Genomic DNA, 25,724 nt, shown 5'->3' with positions numbered 1-25,724 from the left:
GCGATCGCTGTGCCCTTCTAAATTATATTTTCATCTTTGTGTATTTCTATAAATTCCCGTTCTTGCTATTCAAATTTAAAATCTCGACTGTATTAGTGACGCTGCGCTAACGGCACCCTACTTTTGTAATTTATTTAATCCACATTCCTAAGGATAAATTGGAACAGATGGTTTGTGTTCTACGGGATTAGCTAAGTGATTATTTGTGGAAGTATTCACGTGAGGGCGGAATTCGACAACATCCCGCTTAATCGTGATGTCATAATTACCGAAAAAGTCATGTCCTAAAAGTCCAGTTTCCAGTTCACTCCCAGCGATCGCAACGGCGGTACGATTGACTTTAACTGCTCCAACTGCGATCGAACTAACATAACCAATTGGGAAAATAACAGATTTGGAACTCGCGGTATTGGCTTTTGCTTTGCCAACGGGTATTACTCCCAGTGCATTTGCCATATCCTCAGTAATTACAGTCCCGCTAGCCCCCGTATCAACTATCATCTCAAATGATTGATTGCCATTAAAAGTCACTTCAATAACTGGCGTTCCACCCATGCGGCGTTTAATTGGTATGGAAACTAACTTTTCTTCGCTTTGCTGCGCTAGTTGCGCTTGTAATAATTCTGGCATGGGTTGTGTCACATATACAGGGACAATCTCACGCTGCACAGGCTTTGTTTGGGGAACTGGCACCTGAACAGGGGCAACAGATTTTGGACGTGAGGCAATTTGAGATAATCCAGTTGCAGATGTGGGAGATTTAGAAGCTACATTCACTCCAGAGGCAGAAGACACAACTTGTTTTTGGACTGGTGATAATGATTTTTGGCGATTGGCTACAGTTTTGATTTGGGCATACTCAACTTGGCGGCGGTATTCACTGATTTTGCTCTGGGCAACGTCAAAATAGGGATTACCACGCTGTACCTGATTCATTAATGCGATCGCATCTTGATACTGGTTAATTACTAAACCCCAGTCAGAAATTGATTGAGCTGACTGACTGATGCTGAAAGCGCCCGCAGCTTTATCAAGTCCCCGTTCAAAAAGGTTGACTTCATTTGCAGTCTGTGTTAAGGATGATGACAACCTAGTGCCATCAGTACCACTTTGAGAGTTAGCCTCTACCCGAACCGAAGCAGATTGATTGGGTGAGCGAATTTCACTGTTTGCTTGGTTAAATTGACTTTGGTTGCCCTTCCCACAAGCAACAGTCAAAATTGCCAAGGAAATCGAGACAGAATAGAGCGTCGCGCGTAAGGAAAGATAATTAAACATAATTACAACAGATTTTACTCGCCCAAAGCTGTACAAATCTACTACCTGAGATAATTTTTCCTGCTTTCTTTAAAATAAAGACAAAATTCTGAAAGTCAAATATTTCATTTTTATTCATAGAAGCAAACCTCGCAGTGAATCGACTCATGTCATAATTAACCATCGAAGCGGGAGTATATGAATAAGGGACAAGAAGAATCAATCCTTCTGTCTCCCCGTCCCCATCTCCCTCCACCTTCACATTTTTCCTTTCCCCTTTTTACATTGCTTATGCCACTATCTGACGCAATACCTGCCCTTTTTGTACTAGCAGATGGAACATCTTATCGCGGTTGGTCTTTTGGAGCCACCAATACCACTATTGGGGAAGTGGTATTTAATACTGGGATGACTGGATATCAGGAAGTCCTCACTGACCCTAGTTACAACGGTCAGATAGTAGTATTTACTTATCCCGAACTCGGAAATACGGGTGTTAATCCAGAAGATGAAGAATCCAGCGCTCCCCAAGTTCGCGGTGCGATCGCTCGAAACATCTGCCATCGTCCCAGTAATTGGCGTTCTACCCAATCCTTACCTGATTATCTCAAACAACATCGTGTCCCCGGTATCTATGGTATTGATACCCGTGCCCTAACCCGGAAAATTCGCATGTACGGAGCCATGAATGGCGGTATCTCTACCGAAATTCTCGATCCTGCCGAACTACTCGAACAAGTCCAAGCAGCCCCGATTATGAAAGGCTTGAATCTTGTCCGTGAAGTTACGACTAAAGAAGTATACGAATGGTCTGACCCAACTACTGATGTTTGGGAATTTAACCCAGGATGTCAAGGAAATTCATCTCCTAAATATACAGTTGTGGCGCTAGATTTTGGTGTAAAACGTAACATCCTCCGTCGTCTTGCCAGCTATGGTTGTCGTGTTATTGTTGTCCCTGCAAACACTAGCCCTGAAGATATTCTCAAATATAATCCGGATGGAATTTTCCTCTCCAATGGTCCTGGCGACCCCTCAGCTGTCACAGAAGGCATCGAAACCACCAAAGCACTGCTCAAGGCTCAAAAACCGATGTTTGGCATTTGTATGGGGCACCAAATTTTAGGACATGCATTAGGGGCAGAAACCTTTAAACTCAAATTTGGACATCGAGGCTTAAATCAACCTGCGGGATTGCAACGGCATGTAGAAATTACTAGCCAAAATCACAGTTTTGCCATTGATCCCGATTCGCTGCCCAAAAATCTAGTCGAGATTAGTCATCTGAACCTCAACGACCAGACGGTAGCAGGAGTCCGCCATAAGACATTGCCGATATTCTCTGTACAATATCACCCCGAAGCTAGTCCTGGTCCCCACGATGCTGATTACCTCTTTGAGCAATTTGTACAAACAATGCAAACAGCAAAACAAGCAGAAATTGCCAGTGTCAGGTAAAAATAAGAAAATTAATGGTTGATAGTTGATGGTCGGTGGTTAATCGGTATCTGTGATGTGGTGTGGGAAAATAATTATTTTCGCCTGGGAATATTGCCCAATCCGCATTCCCAATTTCCCGTTAACCAATCTATTATGGACAAGATGCACAAAAACCATTTATACTGGAGCGTTCGCTTTAAATAGGAGGAGGAAGTTATAGCTGAACCATTAAATTTAACCGTTAGCCTGCGAGGCACTCGTGAAGTCCGGGATAACTGTCAGCTATTCCGCCTCACCGGCTTATTAGATGCCTTTTCCGAACCGACATTCCGTAAGGTAATCGGAGGCAAAATAGACGAGGGTCCAAAAAATATTATTCTCGACCTCTCGCAAATTGACTTTGTTGACAGTTCAGGCTTGGGCGCGCTAGTGCAACTTGCAAAGCAAGCACAAACAAATGAAGGCACTTTGCAAATTGTCACAAATGCCCGTGTGACTCAAACAGTTAAGCTTGTGCGCCTAGAGAAGTTTCTCGCCTTACAAACCAGCGTTGATTCTGCCCTAGGTAATATCTCTGGGCAAAGTTAAGCAAACTGGATTGTTTGACCAAACTGACCGATTAGCTATCCGATATTAAATCTGGATAGCTTAATTTTTACTCAATTTCGATTAGAATAATTTTTGTGGTGCATTACTTGGGTCATGAGGGTAAAAGTATGTAGGTGAATAGCAATTGCATCCCGATTGGGTTGATGCATGGTCAAAAAATGAATAAAGTCTGATTAGCGCCTATTAAACGTTTCCCTGGTAATTAAATTATCCATAATCTCTCCTCTGTTGCTGAAAATGCAAAGTAGGGACTGTGTGAATGCGTAAAATTTCAAATTTGCAGATGAAAATTTGCAACTTCAACCCATGTAATGCGCTAAAGTGTAATTCAAATACATGTATTCCCAAACAGCTTGGATTCTAAAGCTGACATTAAAAATTTCTTTGATTATGTAGCCTTAATTATGCGTGATAAACCTGCATGGCAGATTGCAGGATTTTTTAGATTGTTTCGACTAATTTGCTCAACTAATTTGCTCGACTCATTTGCCTAACTAGTTTATTCAATAGCAAGTTTCCCAAATCTCGTCGTGAGGAATCATCAATTTGTGAATTCAAAGGAGCATACATTACCTGATAGCCAAGATTCATCTGGGAATCAGTTTCTCAATCCTATTTGTGAGGAAATGCTGACTCAGGTATCTCGCTCCGAACTTCAACAACTTTCCCCGGCAACTTTAGCGTATTTGGGAGATGCAGTCTACGAGCTATATGTAAGAATGCATTATCTGCTACCACCAAAAAGAATCGATCGCTATCACCTTTCGGTTGTGGGACAGGTACGAGCTGAAATGCAGGCGCTCCATCTGCGATCGCTAGCACCGCATTTAACAGGTAATGAATTAGAAATCGTCCGTCGGGGTCGCAATGCCGCCACAGGACGACGAAAGCGAGTCGATCCCGATATCTACCAACAGGCGACAAGTTTAGAAACTTTAATCGGTTATTTATATTTGACTGATAAAGCCCGTTTAACCGAACTCCTGCAAAAACTAAATCTAGAAAAATAGCGGTATCAGTATCAATATCTCAAAATGGCAACACTACATTAGTTAGTTTGTGATTAATTAGTTTGTATATTGGGATGACAGTGATGCCCGGTTGTAAGTACACCAAAAAAAATCATGGCTATTAACAAAAGCAAAAAGTTTAATCCTAAAAGCGGCGAAAAGCAGCGCGGGCAATCCCTGAAAATTAAGGGAAAGCGTATCGTTTCGCATTCAGTCGGCGCTCCCCGAAAATTTAAAGATGAAGAGAATCCACCAACTGGGCGGTACTCTCTTGGCAAATCTGCCCCTGAAGGACAAGGATTTACTGGACGAAAACGCGATAAGTTTACCCCACCGACTACTGCACCAAAGAAAGTTGAACGGGGTGAAAGAAGTTACGGTGATAAAAGCTATGGCGAGAAAAGCTATGGCGATAAGAGCTATGGCGAGAAAAGCTATGGTGGTAAAAGCTACGGTGATAAAAGCTATGGTGATAAGAGCTACGGCGATAGAAGCTATGGTGAGAAAAGCTATGGCGAGAAAAGCTATGGCGAGAAAAGCTCTAGCCCACAACCAGTAAAAATTAAGGGTAAACGTGTTGTTTCCCGTGTGGTAGGAACTCCTCGAAAAGCAGCAGGAGAAACAAGTCGAGGAAATAGCTACCGCAGTGACACTTATCGAAATGATAACTATCGAAATGATAATTATCGAAGCGGGGCAAAAAACAGCGATCGCAGTTCATATCGTAAATATTCCCAACAAAACTCCCAACCGTTCGCATCCGAACAGCAAGCTGAAGAAACCGATATGATTTATGGTCGCCATCCGGTTTTAACAGCCTTAGAAAACAAACGTCACCTCAACCGCATTTGGATTACACCCCGTTTGCGTTATGACCCCCGCTTTCACTCCCTCATTATCCAGGCAAAAGACAACGGCACGGTAATTGATGAAGTTGAACCCAGACGCTTAGATCAAATTACCTCCCAAGCCAATCACCAGGGTGTCGCTGCACAAGTTGCTCCTTACGACTATACTGGTTTCAACGATTTAGTCACAAAAGCCTTTGTTGGCAACGATGCACCAGTGCTTGTCGTGGCTGATGGAATTACCGATCCCCACAACTTAGGAGCAATCATTCGTACAGCTGAAGCCATTGGCGCAAAGGGTTTAATTATTCCTCAACGTCGCTCTGCCGGGATCACATCCACCGTGATGAAAGTTGCTGCAGGTGCGATCGAAAATTTTGCAGTTGCCAGAGTTGTGAATCTCAGCCGTACCCTCGAAGAACTCAAGGAAGCAGGTTTCTGGATTTACGGTACAGCCAGTAATGGGAATGTCCCTTTGCATACAGCCGATTTTGGTAACCGCAAAGACCCCAACAAAAAACTTAGCCCCATTGTTTTGGTAATTGGCTCTGAAGGCGAGGGTCTAAGCCTGCTAACACAACGTTGTTGTGATGTTTTAGTATCAATTCCCCTCGCTGGGAAAACACCCAGTCTCAACGCCTCCGTAGCCGCAGGTATGGCTCTTTACGAAATTTATCGTCAACGCTGGGAAAATACCCTGCATCTTGATAAATAAGAAACAATTTCTTGGAAAAAGTTAAGGTAAAAGAGTATAAAGAAATGTAAAGCACAATTTTTTTTCAAGGTACTCTTTTACACACAGTTCAAAACATCTACTTGGTGAAAACCATGAAAATCGTTTGGAATAACTTCAAAGAATTGTTAATTAATGCATACCAAAACCTTGGTTTAGCGTGGTGGGTGGAAGTAAAGACCCAAACACCAAATTGTACATATTATTTTGGACCATTTCTGAGTTCGGCTGATGCCAAAGTCGCAATCAAAGGTTATGTCGAAGACTTAGAACAAGAAGGGGCACAAGGGATATCAATAGATATTAAGCGTTGTAAACCTTCAGTTTTAACAATTGCAGATGACCTGGGGGAATGGATAGACCGCAAAGTTAAGCCTGTCTTTAGCGGTCAAATTTAATCTAGGGCTTAAACATAATTACCCGCAGTTCTCCCAAAAGCTGTGGGTATATTTTGCTGTTTAATTAAAATCCCGTGATTTCTGGGTGTTCTACAAGCCATTTATCAATGTCGTTTAATAACAACTCTGGAATTTCCCACGGCAAAAGATGGGCTGTATTTTGGTAACATTTCCAATCGCAAGATTTCAGGTGTCTGGAGGTTTCCAGGCTAGAGCTAGCTGTAATGTGACGGTCTTCTGCACCAGCCAGCACTAAACTTGGACATTGGATTTGGTGCAAATCCGGCAAGCGATTGTAGCCAGAGCGAATAGCTTTAAATAAGGCATTTGTCGCTGAGGAAGAGGTTTGCAAGTAAGCAGAAACCGCATAAGCAGCAATGTATTTGTAGGTACTTGGGGTATGTTGCTGGATGAGATAGCGAAATAGGGATTTTCTGGCAAAAGTGTCGATATTCCACTGCCAACCTGGTTTGATGAGATTGCAAATTCCAGCAATGCCAGTATAAATATTATCTCGTAGACTAATTGGTGGGTGGTTCCCTCTGGGTTTAGCAGATGTAGCAATTAAAACCAAACCTGCGATGCGTTCAGGTAATTGTAGTGCCAATTCCATCGCCAAAATTCCACCCAGTGACCAACCCAAAACCAGACATTTTTGAATTTGGTATTGTTCCAATAAGTTTTCCAAATCGGCTAAATGGTCGTGCATGTTGAAATTGCCGTGAAATCGACTTTTGCCGTATCCTCGTAAATCTGGGGCGATAGTTTGGAAGCGTGTCGATAGATGGTTAGTAAATACAGACATACTCAAACCTGAACCGGGGTGTCCATGTAAGCAGAGTACGGGGAAACCCTGACCTTGAATGTAAGTTTTAAGATTCGCTGGACGATAGGACATTAAAAAAATTAACAATAGAAAATCAAGAATATCTGAAATTATGCCTATTTACAGTCATTTATTGTTTGCGATCGCATTATTTCCACAATTCAGCCATAATTCAGCAAGTTCAGAGGAATTGTCTGGTACTAATATTTTATCTTTAGTAAGTTGATTGTTGGTTTGGACATAGTGTGACTGGTGCGGATTAGTTCTGAGTCAAGATATTTACTCCACAATCCCCGAAATTACTATTATACTGAGAAAACTCATGTATAGAATATGATTTACTTCTAGACGTAGACAAGAATAAATTTTACAGAAATTCTGACTTGAAAGCTGTGGTATCTAATCCTCAGAAAAAAATATGAAATTTCTACCTTACGAACGGTTAATAATTTATTCTCAGTTAACTCAAGAATCAGCAATACAAAAATTGATTGATGTCGTTGATTCTGCTTCAAATCGAAATTTTCGGGCTTCAGTAATTAAGCCATATCGAGGAGAAATTATTGGATATAAGTTTAAGATACGTCGAGTAATAAATTATAGAAATTCCTTTTTGCCAGTGATTCAGGGTGAAATCAAGTCAGCAAAAGCAGGATGTTGTATTGACTTAAAAATGCGACTGAATCTGATAGTTATTTGCTTTTTATTTGTTTGGTCAAGTCCTTTAATTTATTCGCTGTTGATGATATTTATAGTCGGAATTATTCAGCTAATTCAGCTAGCTTTTCCAGAATTAGTGACAGTAAGTGGAAGTATTCCTTTAAATATAATTTTTGTTCTATTTGGAATGATATTATTTTGTTATTGTCTAGCAACTATCTTTTTTAAAATAGAGTCTACTAAATCAAAAGTATTTTTGCAAAAATTATTTAATTAATCTGGTTTTTCATCTAGTTTTATAGCTATTTCCAGCGATTTTCTCTATAAATCCCCCAGCATAATCAATTACACACATTTGTCTATATCGAGAGTGAACCCCAAATGCAACCCCTGCAACTAGAAATTGTGGATTGAACATATTAATTCGATGACCTCTGTCTGCTACTCCATCATCAATAATTAATTGCATGACAATATCTTGGGCTGTATGGGAGCCATAACTAATATTTTCTCCGGCTGTATTTTGCCAACTGCCATAACGTTCTATCCGAGAAAATGGGGTGCTGCGATCGCTTCCGGAATGACCTACCATACCTGTTTGACTTTGGTCTTTAACATGATCGCGTGCCGCAAGTGACAAACCTGTGGATGCTGTTAACGCTGGCACTGGACGGACTTTTTTGAGGTAGCGAATTGCTTCATCGACTGCTATGCTTCCTTCTTGGGTTTGTAGATAAATCTGGGCTGACAGTTTGACTCGTTTACCTTCAAAGCGCCGCTTGTAAGCCTCTAAAATTGCCACATACGCGACTGGGTTGGTTCTGGCTTTATTCATTTCCACAATCACCTGTTGTTCTAGAGGCGATAAAGTATTTTCTTTCACAGAAATATCGGAGTGTGTATTTTTATGAGTATTTACAGGTATGGCAGATGGGTCTAGTTTTAGCCTGGATTGCCAAAAATTGAGGAGCAAGCTCAAAGGAGAAAATACCCAAAAGAGAATTCGGTGCATTGATATTTTGACAACGGTGATTAAAACAATCAGCACATGTTGATTACTTCAACTGGTTGCAGTAGGATTTCGGAGCAAAGACAATATTGTTGGTAAAGCAGCAAACAAAAAAAGCAAAAAAAGTTGTCAAAATAAGGCTAATCAGAAAATCGCCTCTGTCTCGCGAGTCAATTGCGACAGTCATGAAAAATGACGAAAAAATATATTTCTTGAATCCTCTCGCAGTCTCCGTATCTCCATGTCCCCGCATCTTCTTCAAAGCCGTTATGTCAGGACACCAGGTGACGCTTTTTCACAAATTTTCCTCCAAAAACCACCCCAAAAGTCAAAAGTACAATAACATAAGCTGAGAAATTAAAGCCTCGGTTAGTCAGAAAAATTGCAATGACTACAGTTACATCCAAAGAAATAGCACAATTTAGATCGCAACTCTCAGAATATCCGCTCGCTTTACAAGCACTCGATATCATCGAGGACTGTGAAGGGGATTTAGAAGACGCAGCTATGACACTAGCAATTAGGGTTGGACAACAACCTGAACGTGCCAACTCGGAATGGTTAGATACACTAGCTAAAAATTGGCGGGCGATTATTTGCCAGCAAGATTTTCGTTCGGCATTACAAAATAGCTCCATCAAGGAAATGATGGAACATATTAAAGCGATGCCAGTGTTCCCAAGTATATTGGCAACGCCAGTGTTGATTTACGTCATCAAACAGGGTATTGATAATTTTTGCGAACCTTTTGACTCAGTCAAATAGAATTTACCCATCATCCATTACCAAGCACTAACCATTAATTAAGGGAATCATTCCCATTCTCTGTATCCAATTCTTTGCGTCCCCCTGTCTCCCATCTGCATGTCAGTTTTCCCGTAATTATTTAGGCAAACCTGATATTACTTGGGCTGGTAATCTGTTAGTTAGATGCAAAATCAGATTCAACAAATTCAACAAAACATTAATTGAAACAATGAATTATCTAGTTGCCGTACTAACAGATCGTATTCAAGCTGAAGCCGCTAATATTGCCCTCGAAAAAGAAGGTATTAATAGTACCATTCTGGGCAAAGGCTACAAAACAGCCGATGAGTTTGGCTTAATTGATCCCAAAGAGCAAGCCAGCAAACAAGCAAAGTTTATGGCAGTATGGTTAGTGCCATTTGGTTTTTTTGCCGGTTTTACATTCAATACAATTACTGGTTTGGATACTTTTCCTTGGGCGGGTGATATTGGTAATAAAATTATCGGCGGGATTTTAGGTGCAGTAAGTGGAGCATTAGGTAGTATTGTTTCGGGTGGTGGAGTCGGCTTGGTTTTTGGCGGAGGCGATGCGCTACCATACCGTAATCGTCTGGATGCCGGAAAATACTTAATCGTAGTTCAGGGTTCAGATACTCTCACTCGCGATGCTACTCGTGTGCTGCGTCGCTTCGATCCCGAAAATATTCAGGGTTACGCTGACAATTCCAATCCCTAACAACGTTTTTGTTTTCAATGAATCAAATTTTATATATTGATACGCAGCGTCTGGAGTTAATTCCATGCTCTTTAGAAGTTGCTCAAGCTACAATTAACAGGGACAAGCCTTTACTAGAAAAACTGTTGACAGCCTATGTGCCGGATGATTGGTACACAACAGAGGTGCAAGATTTTTTACCTAAATATATCCAATTGCTGGCAGATGATGCTTCCCAGTTGGGGTACGGTGTTTGGTTAATGATTCGTACCGATGATTCTACCTTGGTTGGGGATTTAGGTTTTGGCGGAAAGTTAGCAGGTGAGAAAGCTGTCGGTGAAGAAGAAGTTTTAGGTCGAGAAGTTTTAGAGATTGGTTATGAAGTATTATCTGCATATCGCGATCGCGGTTACGCTAGTGAAGCAGTCGAAGCTTTAGTCAATTTTGCTTTTACTCAATTGCAAGCAAGAAAAATTATTGCACATACGCCTGAAAATAATATACCTTCAATTCGAGTCGCGGAAAAAGTCGGCATGAAAAATGTCGGCACGGTTAAATTACCTGACTTACCTGGTGTAAATGTGTTCAAATGGGAGTTGGTAAAATAGTTAATGGATATTTGGTTAGTGAATATTGGTTATCAATAATCATGACAATAAATTCATGAACAAAGACCAATCAAAAGGACTTATAAATCCTCAAAACTAACCATTAAACCCCTAATCAATTAACTTTAAGATACTTAAAGAATTTATGATGCTGCCACGGGAAGAACTTTTAAAGGGCATTGAAAATCGAGAAACTGTTGTCCGAGTAATCGACCAAGCGGAACAAGCAATTAAAACTTGGGAGGTTGTCACGACTGATTTTCTCTCCCCTCCCGAGTTGGCAGAAATTCAGAGGGCTTTTAGTCGCTTGACGGAAATTCATTTGCTAGCTTGGGGTGGATATCCACAAGCCGAACGTCAGCGAATTGCGATCGCACGTTCCGAACTTCCCTTAGAACAGTCTGGAGTTGAACTAGTTGCTCTTGATATTGCTGGTAATTTTTTGTTTGATACTGCGACACATCGTGATTTTCTCGGTGCAATGCTGGGTACTGGTATTGTTCGCGACAAAACTGGCGATATTATTGTCCTGGGGGAGCGGGGAGCGCAAGCTATTGTTGTACCTGAATTAGCAGATTTTTTGGAGATACATTTGAAGCAGGTTCGTTCTGTACCCGTACAAGTCAGACGGATCGAATTGAGCGAGTTAAAAAATCGAGAGCCGAAGAAAAAAGAACTCACAACTGTAGAAGCTTCTCTGCGGCTAGATGCGATCGCATCTGCTGGTTTTGGCATGTCTCGCAGTAAAATGGTCGATCTCATCGATGGTGGTGATGTGCGTGTCAACTGGAAAGAAATTACTCAAGCCAGTTCGCAACTCAAAACGGGTGATTTAGTTGCAATTCGCGGTAAAGGACGTTTAGAAGTCGGTGAAATCGCTGTCACTAAAAAAGATAGATACCGTGTTCAACTCACTAGATACGTGTAGTCGCCAGGGGAAAGAACCTAAAGAACCTAATATGAGAGTGGATATAGAAAAAATCGATGCGCCCTGATGAATTTGACCTCAGCTAAAATGACTGAGGTTTTTGCCTGTGCCATTGCCCTGCTTTCCCATTCATTTTCCCATTCATCACTGTGACGATGCACCTTAAATCATGCGGACGGAGCATGAAAAAAGATACACCCTGATTAAGCTTCCACCCACCTCAAGCACTTCATTAGTTGAGGTTTTTACTTTTTAAATTCTGATATATTTGACACCCTAAAATCTCGACATACTGATACAACCTATGGAAAATCAAAGATTACAGAATTACATTTATGTATTTGTTTGTATAGAATACAACTATTGTAATTTCTGCATCACATAAAATTTCCCGGATGCACCTACAATTTGTATGGAAAACGAAATATATGCACCCTAATCATCATGACTCTCAGTTATCAAAACTGGGAATTTTTTTACTGGCAGATGCTAGGAAATAAACTTGGGTAATAAACCTGGAGCCATCCACAAGGCATAACCGATGAAAGCGAAAAGCAGAGATATCAGAACCGTTAATATATAGCCTATGCACATTAATAAACCATCCGACTCGATCGCCGCAACTGCCAAAAGGAGGATACCGACTGTGGGAATTGGATTAGTTAGGGGGATAGGGGATATTAATAATAGGGTTAACCAGGAAATACACAACCCATTTAATCGCCAAGTCCAATTATTGTTGGCTATTTTAGCTAAACGCGGGCGAGTGATTTTTTCTAAAATTCTAGTGACGTGACGTAAATTTTGCAACATCACTTTTGCAAACGGGCGTGGAAATTTGTAATTAGAAATTTTTTTGGGCAACCAAGGCGATTTTCTCCCCCAAATCATCTGGACTGATAGTAGCAAACAAGCACCACCAAAAGGACCAGTTAAACCTGGAGGTACGGGAAACAAAAATGGTAAAACTAATAGGGCAATGACTAAACTGAAACTGCGTTCTGAAGTCTCAGCTAATACATCTCCAAGGGTTAAAGGCTGTTCTGCTAGTCGTTGTAAAAGTAATTTTATATCCTGAGAAAATTTTAAATTGACTGAGTGCGAATTTACGGGTGGTGACACAATCTCCGCCTGGAAAATATAAAATTTAGCAGTGAGAAAGAAATCAGGTGTGAGAATTAATCTGAATTAAACTGAATTAATTCTACATTTTGATGCACCGAGCTTGATCACTTTTTATTTGCTACATATTACTCAAGATACCAAATTTCCATAAAAATCTGGCACAGGCAAAAAAACATGTGCTATTTCATTTCCTACTCCCAGTTCTTGGCACCAAAACTTTTAAAGCCTGGGGAATAACTCGAAAACGGGCAGGAGTATAGGTTGTAATTTCCCCATCGGTATTAATTGGACGTGGTTTGCGTGTGAATATTTCTATGTCTTGCCCTTGCAATACACGTACTTCTCGCCAGTGAATGTGTCGTCCGTTTCGCATTGCCGGTAAAAGTGGGATGATTTGCCACCAATGCTGAATTTCAACACTATACAAATCTAGCCTTTGGTCATCGATTGTGGCATCATGAACTACTGCCATTCCACCACCATAGTATCGACCATTACCCACTGCAATTTGTACTGTTTTGACGGCTATAGATTCACCATTAACATGAATCTCGGCACTAAAAGGTCGCGATTCCCAAATCACTTGTAGCGCTGTTGCTGCATAAGCCAGTATTCCCCAGCGTTTTTTTGCTTTTTTTGTCAGACGTTGAGTTATTTTCACACTCAACCCCAAACTGGCGACATTAAAAAAGTGCTTACCGTTTACCCAACCTAAATCAATTTGTTTTTCTTCTCCTGTAGCAATTACTTGACAAGCTTCCGGTAAAGAATTAGGAATACCCAAAGTTCTAGCTAAATCATTTGCTGTTCCTAAAGGTAAAATTCCTAATGGTAATTGTGTCTCTACCAGACAATCTACAGCCGCATTTAGAGTTCCATCTCCTCCACCAACAATGACTATATCGACTTTATTTTTATACTGATGAATCACTTCTGCCAAGTGTTGGGGGTGTTCAGTGGACTCTTCTATCACATCAAAACCAAGTTTTTCAAGATAGGCGATCGCCTCTGATAATTTTGTTTGTCCTTGCCGTGAATGACGATTAATTAATAGCAGCGCCCTCTGATTCATAGCTAGTTATGTGTATATTTTTGTGTTTGTAACTTAGTATTTGTCAATTAGTATTTTTAGCTATCAAGACATTTATATTCAAGTAATTCATTCATGAATGAAGATTAAAATACAATTTTCTATATATGTTATGATTAAAGTATTAATACTGAGATATTCCTGATAACAAAATTGTTTTTTTGATGGTTATGGTTTAATATATAATTATTTAGTTAAAAAGCTGCTAATAATTATGAAGATTTTAGCTTTGAGTTAGACGATTTTAAATTTGAGATGATTAAGTAGCCAGGTTTAATTAAAAGTAGGATGTGTTAGGTGTAGTCGTAACGCATCAAAGTCTTTTTCTGCATGGGTTACGCTGCGCTAATCCATCCTACAAAGGTTTTATATTTAATTGCACCTTCCTACTTATCAACAGCACTGATGTTTTTCTGGGGAATAGTGGCGAATTAATTATCCCGTGCATGTGGTTTTAGTAAATAGCTAATATCTGGTCCTAAGGGTATAATGCCTCCAGGATTAAGTGGAAACAAATTGCCATAATAATCACGTTTAACGCTTTCTAAGTCGCAAGTATCAGCCACTCCTGGTAATTGGTACAAGTCGCGCAAATATGCTCCTAAATTTTGGTAATCTTGGATCCGCCGACGATTACATTTGAATAGTCCATAGTAAACAATATCAAAGCGAAATAGAGTCGTGAATAGTCGCACATCCGCAAGTGTCAATTTATCTCCACACAAATATCTACTTGTTGCTAAGGCTGTATCAACTTCATCAAGTGTTGTAAATAAATCATTACAGGCTTGTTCGTAAGCTGATTGTGTCTGTGCAAATCCACAGCGATATACACCATTATTTACTGCATGGTAAATTTTCTCATTCCACTTATCTATACTTTCTCGAAGTTCATCAGGATATAAATCGAGTGCAAAGTTTTTCGCAAATTGATTAAATTGCGAATTCAAAATCACAATAATCTCTGCACTTTCATTATTTACAATAGTTTGTGTTTGAGTATCCCACAATATCGGTACAGTACATCGTCCTTGGTATTTAGATTTCGTTAAATTATATTGTGCTAAATTATAAATTTCTGGCACAGTTCGACAACCTTCTTCCTCTTCATTCAAAACCCAGATTCCCGCAGCAGAAGGGGAGACAATTGATACAGAAATTGCAGTTTCTAACCCTTTTAAGGCTAGCGTTACTAATGTACGATGTGCCCAAGGACATCCTAAGCCAACATATAAACGGTAGCGAGATGCTTCTGGTGGGTATTGACTATTTTCTGCGCTACTGACAAAATTGCGAAACTGACTCTGAGGACGGATATATTCACCCGACTTGTTACGTGGAGCAAGTTGTGACATCATCACATGCCACATTTTTGACCAAACAAACTTACCTAATTTAATGATAAGCCCTAATGGTAAGGATTTTCCTGTTTTCTGAGTTTTGTTCTGTACTGGAGTTGCTTGTGATGTCTGGTTTAGAGAAGATTGGGGATGTGACATAACACAATTTAATCGGACTTACTCAAATATTACAGCAGTTTGCATTGAGATGAAGAATAAGATATTTAAGTTGATTATTTCGGTATTATTTCCGATAGCTCGGTGAATACAGTATTTCTCAATCCCTGATGAATAAAAATTATCTATTTTTTGTCAAGATGAGGGAATATTTTTTGGGAAATAATTGATATTTAATGGATAAAATAGGTTTTTTGAATAGATTTTTGGAAATTGCGATCGCAAAAAGATATCTGCCAAATATTTGATTTAAATTATTTTTTGTCAGGGAAACATAATTTGATTTTTGGGGATATTCTTGTCATGTATTGTTGTCGAATGGATGAATATTCCACAAAACCACCAGAAATGATCAAAATATATTCACTTTCCCTACAAATCCTATTCAATAAGGCTCTAACTATATCAGTAAAATAAATTGAATTGTATACTCTGTTGATTTTGTATAGTTCCAATGACAGCCAGCGATCGCATTATGTTCCCAATAAATAAAAAAATATCGAGATTTATTCCAGTGCAATTGAAATAGCAAAAGAAATAAATTATCGATACTTTTAAAAGTATCTGCTTCACAGTAATTTTATATACGTAAGTATTTTTACGCTCATATACTTACGTAACAGCCAAAAACTATAGTGATAAATTCCGTATAATGCTCATTACAAACTAATATTTCAGTGGTTATATTTGGTATCTAAAGAAAAGTTTTTTTACGTAGGTTGTCTCTGCATCTATCTAGCCAATTAACCAGGGTATTTAAGTTTAAAAATAGAGAATGTTTGGTTTAACTACAATTAACCATTCCTTAATATTGAGAGCATTCTTATTTCAGTCAATATTGCATCTTGAACAAAACTATTTAACAGGATTTCTCTGCAAACAGCAGCAAAAAATTTATGCTAATTGCTCAGAAAATCATTTGTAAACATTACTCAGATTGAAATGAGATTAATCTTTAAGCAGTGGCAGCATCATCCGATTACACTCATGCTCATGCTGCCCGGAATAATCGCATCGAATATTCTACCTGTCTCTGGGAATGAGATAGTGAATACGGCTGTGTTTGGAGGTGATAATTTTCGTCAACCAACGAATACAAACCGAGCCTTATTCAATGCAGAATTTGCGGAATTAAGAATCACGAAAACTGCTGATAAAGTTGCTGTCAAACCTGGCGATACCGTACTCTATCGTATTACAATCCGCAATAATGGTAATGCCAATGCAAACAATTTAACTTTGACAGATACTTTACCTTTAGGGTTAGTATTTGAAACTAAATCTTTGCAAGCAGCAATTATTGCCAATAATACTACTAATCAAATACCAGTATCCGCTACAAAGTCGGGCGATCGCAACTTTAATATTACTTTTGCTGGCAGTCTTCCACCTCAAGGTATTTTAAATCTTGTTTATGCAGCAACTGTAACTCCTGATGGGATGCGGGGGAATGGGAGAAATTTGGCAGTGGCAACGGCAGGTAGGGCGAGAAGCAATACTGCAAGTCATCAACTGAAGATACGTCCGGGTATATTTTCTGACTGCGGGACATTAGTAGGACGTGTATTTGTGGATAAAAATTTTGATGGAGAGCAGCAACCAGGTGAGCCTGGAATTCCCAATGCAGTAATTTACATGGATGATGGCAACCGTATTATTACGGATGCAAATGGGATGTTTTCGGTGGCAAATGTCATTGCCGGAAATCGTAGTGGAACTTTGGATTTGACTAGTTTACCCGGTTATATTCAAGCGCCAAATCTCTACAGAATTGATAAAAATAGCCAGTCGCGTTTGCTGAAGTTAGCACCTGGAAGTATGGGAAGAATGAATTTTGCTGTGACTCCAGCTTTTAGAGAGGGGCGGTAATCAGATGAAGTTAAGGAAGTTGGAGACGAAGAAGCTAGATACGGCTTTGTTGAGTGTTTGTAGCACTATTCCTGTTTTTGCTGGTGCAAGTGTTGCTGCTGAGGGTGGAAATTCTCTGCTTTTAGAAGTTCCCAAGTCTGCTGAAAATTCGGATTTGGTGGCTGCTGTGAAGCAGGAAAAGGAGGTTGTTGTTGCTCCTGTTTCTCAACCTGATGATTTGTCGGGTACGGAAATGCGTAATGTGGATTTTTCCAAGGTGGTTGAGCCTAAAAATATTCAGGGAAATACTACAAAGATAGGGAAGGATGCACAAAAGATTCAAATCAAGCCGGTTTTGGCTCATAATTTGGCTAATGATATTGATGGAGGTAAGTCACCTGCACAAGTGTCAATTTCTGCTGATGTTATTGATGGGAAAATTAAAAAAGATAATAAAAAAGATATAGTTATTCAGGAAAATTTTGAGCAGCCTTTAAAAGATAGTAATAACCAGTTTGTTGATTCTCAAAATAATCAAGATAATCTTCAGAATCAAACTAATATCGCTCCGAAAAACTTAGATTTACAAACAGAGAAAGAGGAAAAAGTAAAAGTTGCAGAAAAGTCTACAGAAATCAAGGAAGTAATTAGTCATCAAGCTGATAAATCTCGCAGTATTGCACCGCCAGAAAGTAGCGATAAACCTGAATTTAAAAGTGAATCGGAAACGAAAAATAACACAGTTAAAGAAAAAGAAACAGAAAAATCTATTTCTCCAGAAGAAAATTCTCCAGATGTGAGAATAATTACTCCTGTGGCAGGTGAAACAACTAATAAAACGACAAATTTAGCGGTACAATTTCATCCGAGTTCAGATATAAAAGTCACCCTCAATGGCAAATTAATTAACTCTAAAATTTCTAGCTATTTACAAAAAGATGAAGCAAACCAGCTATATACAAAAATTTGGTACAATCTGCCTCTTGAGAATGGTGTAAATATTATTACAGCAGAGAGCAGCAATGGTAAATCTAGTAGTATTCAAATTACTCTCAAAGAACAAAAAGCCAAACTTGCTATTTTCCCTGTAAATGAAGCCAGAGTTCCGGCTGATGGGCGATCGCGATTTGAATTTACGGGTACAATAATTAACGAAAAAGGTGAGATAATTCCTGAGAATGCGATCGTTACTTTAAGTGCAACTGCCGGTAAATTTCTCGGTACAGATCAAGATCATGACGCATCTGGGTTCCAAGTGCAAGCGATTAACGGTAAGTTTGCGGCAACTCTCCAAGCACCTGATAAAGCCGAAAATGTTCAGCTTCGCGCCTCTGTAGAAACGGGAAATATTGTATCTGAAGCCTACACCAACGTTGAATTTATTACTAATTTGCGTCCCTCCCTGGCGACTGGGGTTATCAATTTGCGAATTGGTGCTGGTGGGACAAATTATTGGGGTAGTAATCGGGATTTTCTCAATCCAAGAAAGATTGGTAATACTGATGTTGATTTGAATGCAGCAGTGTTTGCAACGGGGAAAGTTGGCGATTGGTTATTTACAGGTGCATTTAATAGTCAACGTTCTTTGAATGAAGATTGTAACGGTGATGTACGCCTGTTTGGTGGGGTACAAGATTGCGAAAAAGCTTATCCTGTCTATGGCGATGCATCCACTGTCACTGCGACTACTCCTTCAACTGATAGTGTCTACGCCAAATTTGAACGTACTCCTAATATTCCTGGTGCGGAATCTGATTATTTCATGTGGGGAGACTACAACACTTCCGAATTTGCCCGCACATCCCAGTTATTTACCGCCACAACACGACAACTACACGGTTTTAAGGGGAATTACAACCTGGGAAATCTGCAAGTTACTGGTATGTTTGCAAACAATATCCAGGGATTTCAACGGGATACTATTTCGCCGAATGGTACTAGTGGGTACTATTTTCTGTCGCGTCGCTTAGTAATTCCTGGTAGTGAGGATGTATTTATTGAATCTGAAGAAATTAACCGTCCGGGAACTGTAGTCAAACGTAAAGCTTTAGCTCGCGGCGCTGACTATGACATTGATTATGACAGAGGTACATTACTATTTCGTAGCCGGATTTTCTCAACTGAATTAAACCCTTTTGGCAGTACTTTGGCTAATCGTATTGTTGTCACCTATCAAAATGATAAGGGTAGCGACAGCAAGCTGTATGGAGGGAGAGTTCAATATAACTTTAGGGGAGAACAGGAACAAGCCTTACAGCAGACTAATTTCTCATCCCCTTTTATTGCCGCTACTTACCTCAAAGAGAACCAAGGAGAACAGGATTTTGAATTATACGGTGCTGATTTCTTCTTTCCTTTAGGTGACTCCGGTCAAATTGTGGGAGAATATGGGCGATCGCATCATAATTCGTTGTCTTTTGGGAATGTGAGCGGTTCTGCATACCGTTTGCAAGCATTGGGAAAAATCACACCCAATCTCTCAGCCCAGGCTTATTATCGTTCTGTAACTGAAAATTTTGCCAATAATGCCACCTGGAGTTTTGCCCCTGGACAAACCCGTTATGGTGCATCTTTAAACAGTAAAATTACGGATACCACAAGTTTTAATATTGGCTACGACAAAGAACGAAATTTTGGCATTGCCCCTGTCCAACGCACTGAAGAATTCGATTTATTCAACCCGCAACCACTACCAACACCAGGTAGCAAAATCGATAATTCCTTAGAAACATTTCGGGCAGGAATCCAACAAAAACTAGGTAATGCCGAATTAGGATTAGAGTTTGTGAATCGTTCCCGCAACGATCGCATCAATCAACAATTTAGCAGTAGTGCTAGCCAATTGGTATCGAAAGCAAGTATTCCCCTCAGCGAATCTCTGACATTCCAAGCCCAAAACGAAACCAACTTAGGAAAAGCAGATGTATTCAACCCCAACCGTACCACCCTCGGTTTAGATTGGGCGCTATATCCCGGTATAAACATGCGACTGGCACATCAATTTTTTGATGGCGGTGTCATCAAAGGTAACAGTATCACCAGCTTAGACACCACAGTCGAACACAAATTTTCCGAAGATACCAACCTAACTGGACGCTACTCTATTTTTGCAGGTAATGACGGCATGAGCGATCGCGCCACAGTCGGACTCAACCACCGGATTCGATTAGCTCCGGGACTCAAATTGAATTTGGGTTATGAAAGAATCCAAAACAACATTTTTGGTAACAGTTCAACCGGGATTAGATTTGCTCAACCTTATACCACCGGACAAAGTGCATTTTCCCTGGGATTCTTTTCTGGCAATGCCTACAGCATTGGACTCGATTACACTGATAACCCCAACTTCCAAGCCAATGCCCGGTTTGAATATCGCAACGGCAAAGAAGCAAATAATATGGTTATCTCTGCCAATGCAACGGGAAAAATTTCACCTGCCCTCACAGCCGCAGCCCGCTATCAACAAGCTGGAGGAGCTAACCAACTTTTAGGGGGACTAGCAGACAGCGCAAATCTGCGAGTTGGTTTAGCATATCGTGATCCTAGTAGTGATAAATTTAACAGCTTACTATCCTACGAATACCGCCAAAACCTCGCTACTCTCCCCGATGACTTACTCCTAGCTAACGGTAACGGTTCTATTGAACATTTGTTTGCTGCCGAAGCAATTTATGCACCCGATTGGCGTTGGGAATTTTACGGAAAATATGCTTTACGTAATGCTACTAGTTATCTAGCAAATAATTTTACTAATTCTAGCAGTGTCCATCTTGCCCAAATGCGTGCTAGCTACCAACTTGGCTACCGTACCGATGTCGCCGTGGAAGGACGCTGGCGCGGACAACCCACCGAAGGCTTCAACGAATTTGGCGTTGCCTTAGAAGGAGGCTATCACATCACTCCCGACTTCCGAGTGGGACTTGGTTATGCCTTTGGTAGTGCCGACGATAGAGACTTTACCGGATATCGTTCCGCAGGAGGACCATATTTAAACCTCACCTACAAAATTAATGAATTATTTGGAGGCTTCGGTAGACAAAAGCCTGCACCACCTCAACAGCAAGAATCAACAGTCAAAACGGTAGTTGATACATCTGAGAAAGAGAAAACTAGTACAGAAATTTAGATTGTTTCTCCAAAATCGGGCAACACATAAAATAAATCTCCCTGTCTCTCCATCTTGATTGCCTCCTTCACGCCTTTTTTATGTCCGTAGTTTGTTAAAAGAAATCTATTTTTATTACTAAACACCTAACAATGAAATCAGCCAAAAAGAATTTCACCAACCAATATTTATACCAGTATTTACTCAAACTAATTCATTGTTTAATTCTCATATCCACAACCTTTAGTTATCAAGGATTAATATTACTTCTCAACACCAACAAAGTTACCGCACAGCAAGCACCCCAACTATGCGCGACACCGGGCAGAGATAACTCAACATCCATTACAGGTGTCATCAACACCTACTACCCCGGCACAGCAATTTCCGGCACAAATATCACCCTGGGTGCCCGTCGAGGAGCAAATATCGATATCCAAGCAGGAGACTTACTAGTCATCATGCAAATGCAAGGCAACAACGCCGGTGAATATGAATATGCAGTTGCCGAACAAATTAGCGGTAACAGCCTCACTGTTCGCGGTGCCAACAATGGTGCATTACTAAACACCTACACCAATTCCCCCGCCAATAATCTCCAAGGACAACAAACATTTCAAGTCATTCGCGTACCCCAATATCTCAACGCAAACATTAGTTCCAACATCACCGCCGTACCTTGGGATGGTTCGTCAGGTGGAGTCGTTGTCGTTGATGTTGCCCAACAGTTAGACCTGAGCGGTAGTATTGATGTAAGCGGTCAAGGTTTCCGTGGAGGTGGGGGTTTAAGACTCGGCATCACACCCAGCCTCGGCGAAACATTACCTTTTCCAGAAGCAACTTACGAAGCCTTAAACGCCCCTTCACCTGCTAATGCCACAACAAACATTGGTGCGAATGGCTCCAAGGGTGAAGGAACTGCGGGAACACCCCGATTTACATTCAATGCAGCGACAAATTCCTTAAATCCCGATCCTGGCGTTGCCAATGAAGGTTATCCCGGTGGTAGTTTTGGTCGGGGGGCGTTTGGAAATGCAGGAGGAGGTGCAACCGATGGTGATCCAGCTGGTGATGATGTCAATATTAACCCGACCAACTCGACTGTATTCAGCGCAGTTGGTAACGATGAAAACTCCGGTGGTGGTGGTGGTGCTAACTGGGGTGTTGGCGGACAAGGGGGATTATCGTGGTTCACTCAAAAAGATATTGGTGGACGTGGTGGTAATCCATTTGCCGCCACAAGTACCAGGGTAATCATGGGTGGGGGCGGTGGTGCTGGTTCCAATAACGATGGTGCTGGAACTCCTCCAGGTGGATTGGCGAGTAGTGGTGCTGCGGGTGGCGGTATCGTTTTAGTCAGGGCTGGGACTTTTAGTGGTCAAGGTACAATTAACGCATCTGGTAGCAATGCACCCATGCAACTTACAAGAACTTCCGCCATTCAATTTAATGATGGTGGCGGTGGTGGTGGCGCTGGAGGTAGTGTAATTATCACCGCCCAAAATACTAGTACAACCAGCCCCACAAGCCTATCGGTGGATGTTCGTGGTGGTGATGGTAGCGATATTCGCCGAGGTATTCCCCACGGACCCGGTGGTGGTGGTGGTGGTGGCTTTGTCGCCGCAAATGTTCCTCTTGCTCCCACCACAAATGTTACAGGTGGTGCGGCTGGAGACTTTTTTGATATCCAAATTCCCTCACCCGATGGTTCATCTGTTGATGATTCGGGTAATTATGGGGCAGTTGCAGGGGGCAACGGAACGATTCAAACCTCCGGAGCAATTCCTGGGATTGCGTCAGGTGCTGAGTGTTTACGACAACCAAGTATTTATAAATCGGTGAGATTTTTACGAGATAATGATAACTCCGGGAATCCCACAGTTGGCGATGACTTACAATACACCCTGACAATTATTAATCCTAATGCCGCAGCGATCGCTAATATATCCATAAGCGATCGCATTCCTGCCCAACTCCAAGTTCTCCAAGATGCTAACAACCAAATCCAGTTTCCCACGGGATTTCCAGCTGCATCGAGTCTTCCCAGCAGTAGTTTCAATGGTACGGGGCAGTTTATCCCCCTAACTAACTCTGGTAGTCTGCCTGCAAATTCCCAACTCACCCTAATCTACAATGCCCGGATTTTACCTGGTGCATCTGGTCAAATTGAAAACATTGCTGGCATTGATTTAACTCCAAATGATGCCAACATCCAACCAGAAATTCTTGCTGATGCAAGTGACTCCACCAACCCCAGTCAACCTGGTTCCGGTATTAATCCTGGTATTCCCGATGCAAATAGAAATGTCAACCAGCCCAATAACAGTAATGCTGACCCCACAATTGTCATTTTACAAACACCCACTCCCCCACCTCCGCCCCCAGGAAATGTGACTTTATACGGAGTCAAACGAATTACCAACGTGATTCGCAACGGTATTCCCATCACAGGTGTTGACTTTAGCCAAGCGATCGATGACCCTAACGATACCAACGATAATACAAATATTTGGGCAAATTCTGCGATCGCACCTACGGGAGTCATCCGCATCGACCCACAAATACTACTCCAAATCGGCGATGAAGTCGAATATACAATATATTTTCTCGTCGATGGCAACCAAACCATACCCAATGCGAGATTTTGTGATCCCATTCCTGTCGGCACAAGTTTTATTCCCAATACTTTTGGTTCCGGTAGCGGTATCTCTTTAAATATTGCGAATACGGTTACAAATCAAACCAACAACAGTGACGCAGATAGAGGTAGTTATTTTTCCCCCGTTGCACCACTACCTGCAAACAACGTCTGCCCTAACCAATCCAACCCCACAGGTGCAGTATTAGTCGACTTCGGTACGCTGGATTACACACCTGGTAGTAATGCTGGTTTTGTCAGGTTTCGAGTCAGAGTGGAATAGTAATCTGTCAGGGTTGAAATGAGGGACTGTAGTGTGAGCGAGACGCTCACGCGGGCAAGATGCCCCGGAGTTTTCCGTGAAGAATATCTCCCCCGAAACTCCTCTCCGCACTACCAAAAATCCCTCAAAACAAAATTGACAGACTAATAAGCTGATGTGCAGCTAAATTATATAAGTCAAAAACCCAAAATAATTGTAGTGCGGGCATCTTGCCCGTCTGTTATATACAAATTAGATGTGTCGCAGCTTCGGATAGCTAAAAGAAAGTCCCTCACCGCGTCTCTACATCTCTATTTGCAGAAAATTGCGGAACTCCGCTTACTTTCAAGACATCACTCATGGTTGCACAGTAATTTGGTAAACCGTAGGTGGCAGGATTGACTGCGTTTTTGTAGACGAAATGACGATATTCCATACAGAAACGACTCCAAGCATCCATTTGAATGCGGAATATGGCGATAATGGCGTTTGCCAAGGCGATGGATAAGGGAATGCGGAAATATATTTTTTTCCCAAAGTAAGCACTGAGTTCTTCTATTGCTTGGTTGGCAGTGAGTTTTTCTTGCCCCAATACTAAATAGCGGGATTGATTTTCTGGTGGATAATCGATTAAATGTCTAACTACAGTTGCTATATCCCGACTGTGAATAAAGTGGAAACTACCATCAGCCTTCAAAAATTTAATGATATCCACATACTTTGTCACCTCTGGGATTCCAGAAGTAATATGAGATACGGGTTTTGTTGTATCCCCGCCCAAAACTAATGTTGGAAAAACAGTGGTAATTTTAGATGCGATCGCTAATTGCGATTTTTGCTCCAAACATTGATATTTGGAACGAATATAATCAATCCCAAATTCCCCAGCTTCGGGAAGTGGTTCATTATTACGGCTCAATACGCTAGCGGTGGAAAAATAAATTACCTGCTGACATTTCTCCGCATCTAACAAACTCATTAATTCTAGGGTTTTATCGACATTAACTTTAAATACGCTTTCCCCGCCCCAGGCAGTCGCTGTTAAAACCGCTACATCTATAGTTTTTAATAAATCAGCAAACTTCTCTATTTCCAACATGTCGCCTTGAAGTACGGTGACATTTGGACGCACGGCTGTATCAATTTTTAATTTATCAGGACTTCTAACGAGTAAAAATAACTCATATTCGGTTTCTTGAATCAATTGTTCGCTGAGGTAGTGTCCAACACAACCGCTAGCACCCGTGACAAATATACGTTTTTTTGACATAGAAATAAAAACTGGGAATTATGTAAACACGTAAGATATTACGCTCTACAGGAGTTATGAGTTAGGAGTGTAATTAAAAGT

Annotated in this window: 20 protein-coding genes; 13 read left to right on the top strand and 7 right to left on the bottom strand. The window is 40.8% G+C overall.

Annotation, left to right across the window (positions count from 1 at the left end; all coding sequences use genetic code 11):
* Positions 1-147: 147 nt before the first annotated feature.
* Entirely contained in the window at positions 148-1,278 is a 1,131-nt protein-coding gene (locus VB733_RS04825; RefSeq protein WP_323338970.1) for a retropepsin-like aspartic protease, read from the bottom strand.
* A 270-nt stretch (positions 1,279-1,548) separates the two neighbouring features.
* Here VB733_RS04825 and carA point away from each other — a divergent pair, with 270 nt between their 5' ends.
* The 5 genes from carA (at position 1,549) to VB733_RS04800 (ending at position 6,295) form a co-directional block, all read left to right on the top strand.
* Complete coding sequence (gene carA, locus VB733_RS04820) at positions 1,549-2,715, top strand: glutamine-hydrolyzing carbamoyl-phosphate synthase small subunit (protein ID WP_323338969.1); 1,167 nt, start codon at positions 1,549-1,551, stop codon at positions 2,713-2,715.
* Positions 2,716-2,913: 198 nt separating this feature from the next.
* A complete protein-coding gene (locus VB733_RS04815; RefSeq protein ID WP_096617469.1) occupies positions 2,914-3,285 on the top strand; it encodes an STAS domain-containing protein in 372 nt (123 codons plus the stop codon).
* A gap of 569 nt (positions 3,286-3,854) precedes the next feature.
* Positions 3,855-4,316 (top strand): Mini-ribonuclease 3, encoded by a 462-nt coding sequence (locus VB733_RS04810; RefSeq protein ID WP_323338968.1) that lies wholly within the window; start codon positions 3,855-3,857, stop codon positions 4,314-4,316.
* Positions 4,317-4,877: 561 nt separating this feature from the next.
* Positions 4,878-5,879 carry a 23S rRNA (guanosine(2251)-2'-O)-methyltransferase RlmB gene (rlmB, locus tag VB733_RS04805; protein ID WP_323339102.1) on the top strand — a complete coding sequence of 334 codons (1,002 nt, stop codon included), beginning with the start codon at positions 4,878-4,880 and terminating at the stop codon, positions 5,877-5,879.
* A 113-nt stretch (positions 5,880-5,992) separates the two neighbouring features.
* Positions 5,993-6,295, top strand: coding sequence for a DUF1816 domain-containing protein (locus VB733_RS04800; protein WP_323338967.1), 303 nt, complete (start codon positions 5,993-5,995; stop codon positions 6,293-6,295).
* A gap of 64 nt (positions 6,296-6,359) precedes the next feature.
* On the opposite strand, the gene VB733_RS04795 is transcribed toward VB733_RS04800, so the two are convergent.
* Positions 6,360-7,193, bottom strand: a complete 834-nt coding sequence (locus tag VB733_RS04795) for an alpha/beta hydrolase (RefSeq protein WP_323338966.1) — start codon at positions 7,191-7,193, stop codon at positions 6,360-6,362.
* Positions 7,194-7,539: 346 nt separating this feature from the next.
* On the opposite strand from VB733_RS04795, the gene VB733_RS04790 reads away from it, so the two are divergent.
* Positions 7,540-8,058 carry a hypothetical protein gene (locus VB733_RS04790; protein ID WP_323338965.1) on the top strand — a complete coding sequence of 173 codons (519 nt, stop codon included), beginning with the start codon at positions 7,540-7,542 and terminating at the stop codon, positions 8,056-8,058.
* Positions 8,059-8,067: 9 nt separating this feature from the next.
* Here VB733_RS04790 and VB733_RS04785 read toward each other — a convergent pair whose 3' ends face one another.
* Positions 8,068-8,793: a CAP domain-containing protein gene (locus tag VB733_RS04785; RefSeq protein WP_323339101.1), complete on the bottom strand. Its 726-nt coding sequence runs from the start codon at positions 8,791-8,793 to the stop codon at positions 8,068-8,070.
* A 384-nt stretch (positions 8,794-9,177) separates the two neighbouring features.
* On the opposite strand from VB733_RS04785, the gene VB733_RS04780 reads away from it, so the two are divergent.
* From VB733_RS04780 to VB733_RS04765, 4 genes are all read left to right on the top strand, one after another.
* Positions 9,178-9,555: a hypothetical protein gene (locus tag VB733_RS04780; RefSeq protein WP_323338964.1), complete on the top strand. Its 378-nt coding sequence runs from the start codon at positions 9,178-9,180 to the stop codon at positions 9,553-9,555.
* A 211-nt stretch (positions 9,556-9,766) separates the two neighbouring features.
* Positions 9,767-10,273 (top strand): hypothetical protein, encoded by a 507-nt coding sequence (locus VB733_RS04775; protein WP_323338963.1) that lies wholly within the window; start codon positions 9,767-9,769, stop codon positions 10,271-10,273.
* Positions 10,274-10,290: 17 nt separating this feature from the next.
* Positions 10,291-10,860: a GNAT family N-acetyltransferase gene (locus VB733_RS04770; RefSeq protein ID WP_323338962.1), complete on the top strand. Its 570-nt coding sequence runs from the start codon at positions 10,291-10,293 to the stop codon at positions 10,858-10,860.
* Between the two features lie 148 nt (positions 10,861-11,008).
* A complete protein-coding gene (locus VB733_RS04765; protein ID WP_323339100.1) occupies positions 11,009-11,788 on the top strand; it encodes a photosystem II S4 domain protein in 780 nt (259 codons plus the stop codon).
* Between the two features lie 489 nt (positions 11,789-12,277).
* Here VB733_RS04765 and VB733_RS04760 read toward each other — a convergent pair whose 3' ends face one another.
* From VB733_RS04760 to VB733_RS04750, 3 genes are all read right to left on the bottom strand, one after another.
* Positions 12,278-12,910 (bottom strand): exopolysaccharide biosynthesis protein, encoded by a 633-nt coding sequence (locus tag VB733_RS04760; protein ID WP_323338961.1) that lies wholly within the window; start codon positions 12,908-12,910, stop codon positions 12,278-12,280.
* 187 nt (positions 12,911-13,097) lie between these two features.
* Positions 13,098-13,985, bottom strand: coding sequence for a lipid kinase (locus VB733_RS04755; protein ID WP_323338960.1), 888 nt, complete (start codon positions 13,983-13,985; stop codon positions 13,098-13,100).
* 449 nt (positions 13,986-14,434) lie between these two features.
* Positions 14,435-15,502 carry a glutathione S-transferase family protein gene (locus VB733_RS04750; protein WP_323338959.1) on the bottom strand — a complete coding sequence of 356 codons (1,068 nt, stop codon included), beginning with the start codon at positions 15,500-15,502 and terminating at the stop codon, positions 14,435-14,437.
* A gap of 960 nt (positions 15,503-16,462) precedes the next feature.
* Between VB733_RS04750 and VB733_RS04745 the strand changes: the two genes are divergently transcribed.
* The 3 genes from VB733_RS04745 (at position 16,463) to VB733_RS04735 (ending at position 24,394) form a co-directional block, all read left to right on the top strand.
* Positions 16,463-17,389, top strand: a complete 927-nt coding sequence (locus tag VB733_RS04745; RefSeq protein WP_323338958.1) for a hypothetical protein — start codon at positions 16,463-16,465, stop codon at positions 17,387-17,389.
* Positions 17,390-17,393: 4 nt separating this feature from the next.
* Positions 17,394-21,494 (top strand): hypothetical protein, encoded by a 4,101-nt coding sequence (locus tag VB733_RS04740; protein WP_323338957.1) that lies wholly within the window; start codon positions 17,394-17,396, stop codon positions 21,492-21,494.
* A gap of 131 nt (positions 21,495-21,625) precedes the next feature.
* Entirely contained in the window at positions 21,626-24,394 is a 2,769-nt protein-coding gene (locus tag VB733_RS04735) for an isopeptide-forming domain-containing fimbrial protein (protein ID WP_323338956.1), read from the top strand.
* A gap of 271 nt (positions 24,395-24,665) precedes the next feature.
* On the opposite strand, the gene VB733_RS04730 is transcribed toward VB733_RS04735, so the two are convergent.
* The gene (locus tag VB733_RS04730; protein ID WP_323338955.1) at positions 24,666-25,643 is read right to left on the bottom strand and encodes an NAD(P)-dependent oxidoreductase; all 978 of its coding nucleotides are present in this window, start codon (positions 25,641-25,643) and stop codon (positions 24,666-24,668) included.
* Positions 25,644-25,724 lie beyond the last annotated feature (81 nt).

The organism is Calothrix sp. UHCC 0171 (assembly GCF_034931845.1).
Taxonomy (GTDB): domain Bacteria; phylum Cyanobacteriota; class Cyanobacteriia; order Cyanobacteriales; family Nostocaceae; genus Brunnivagina.
This window is presented reverse-complemented; position numbering and strand designations above follow the sequence as displayed.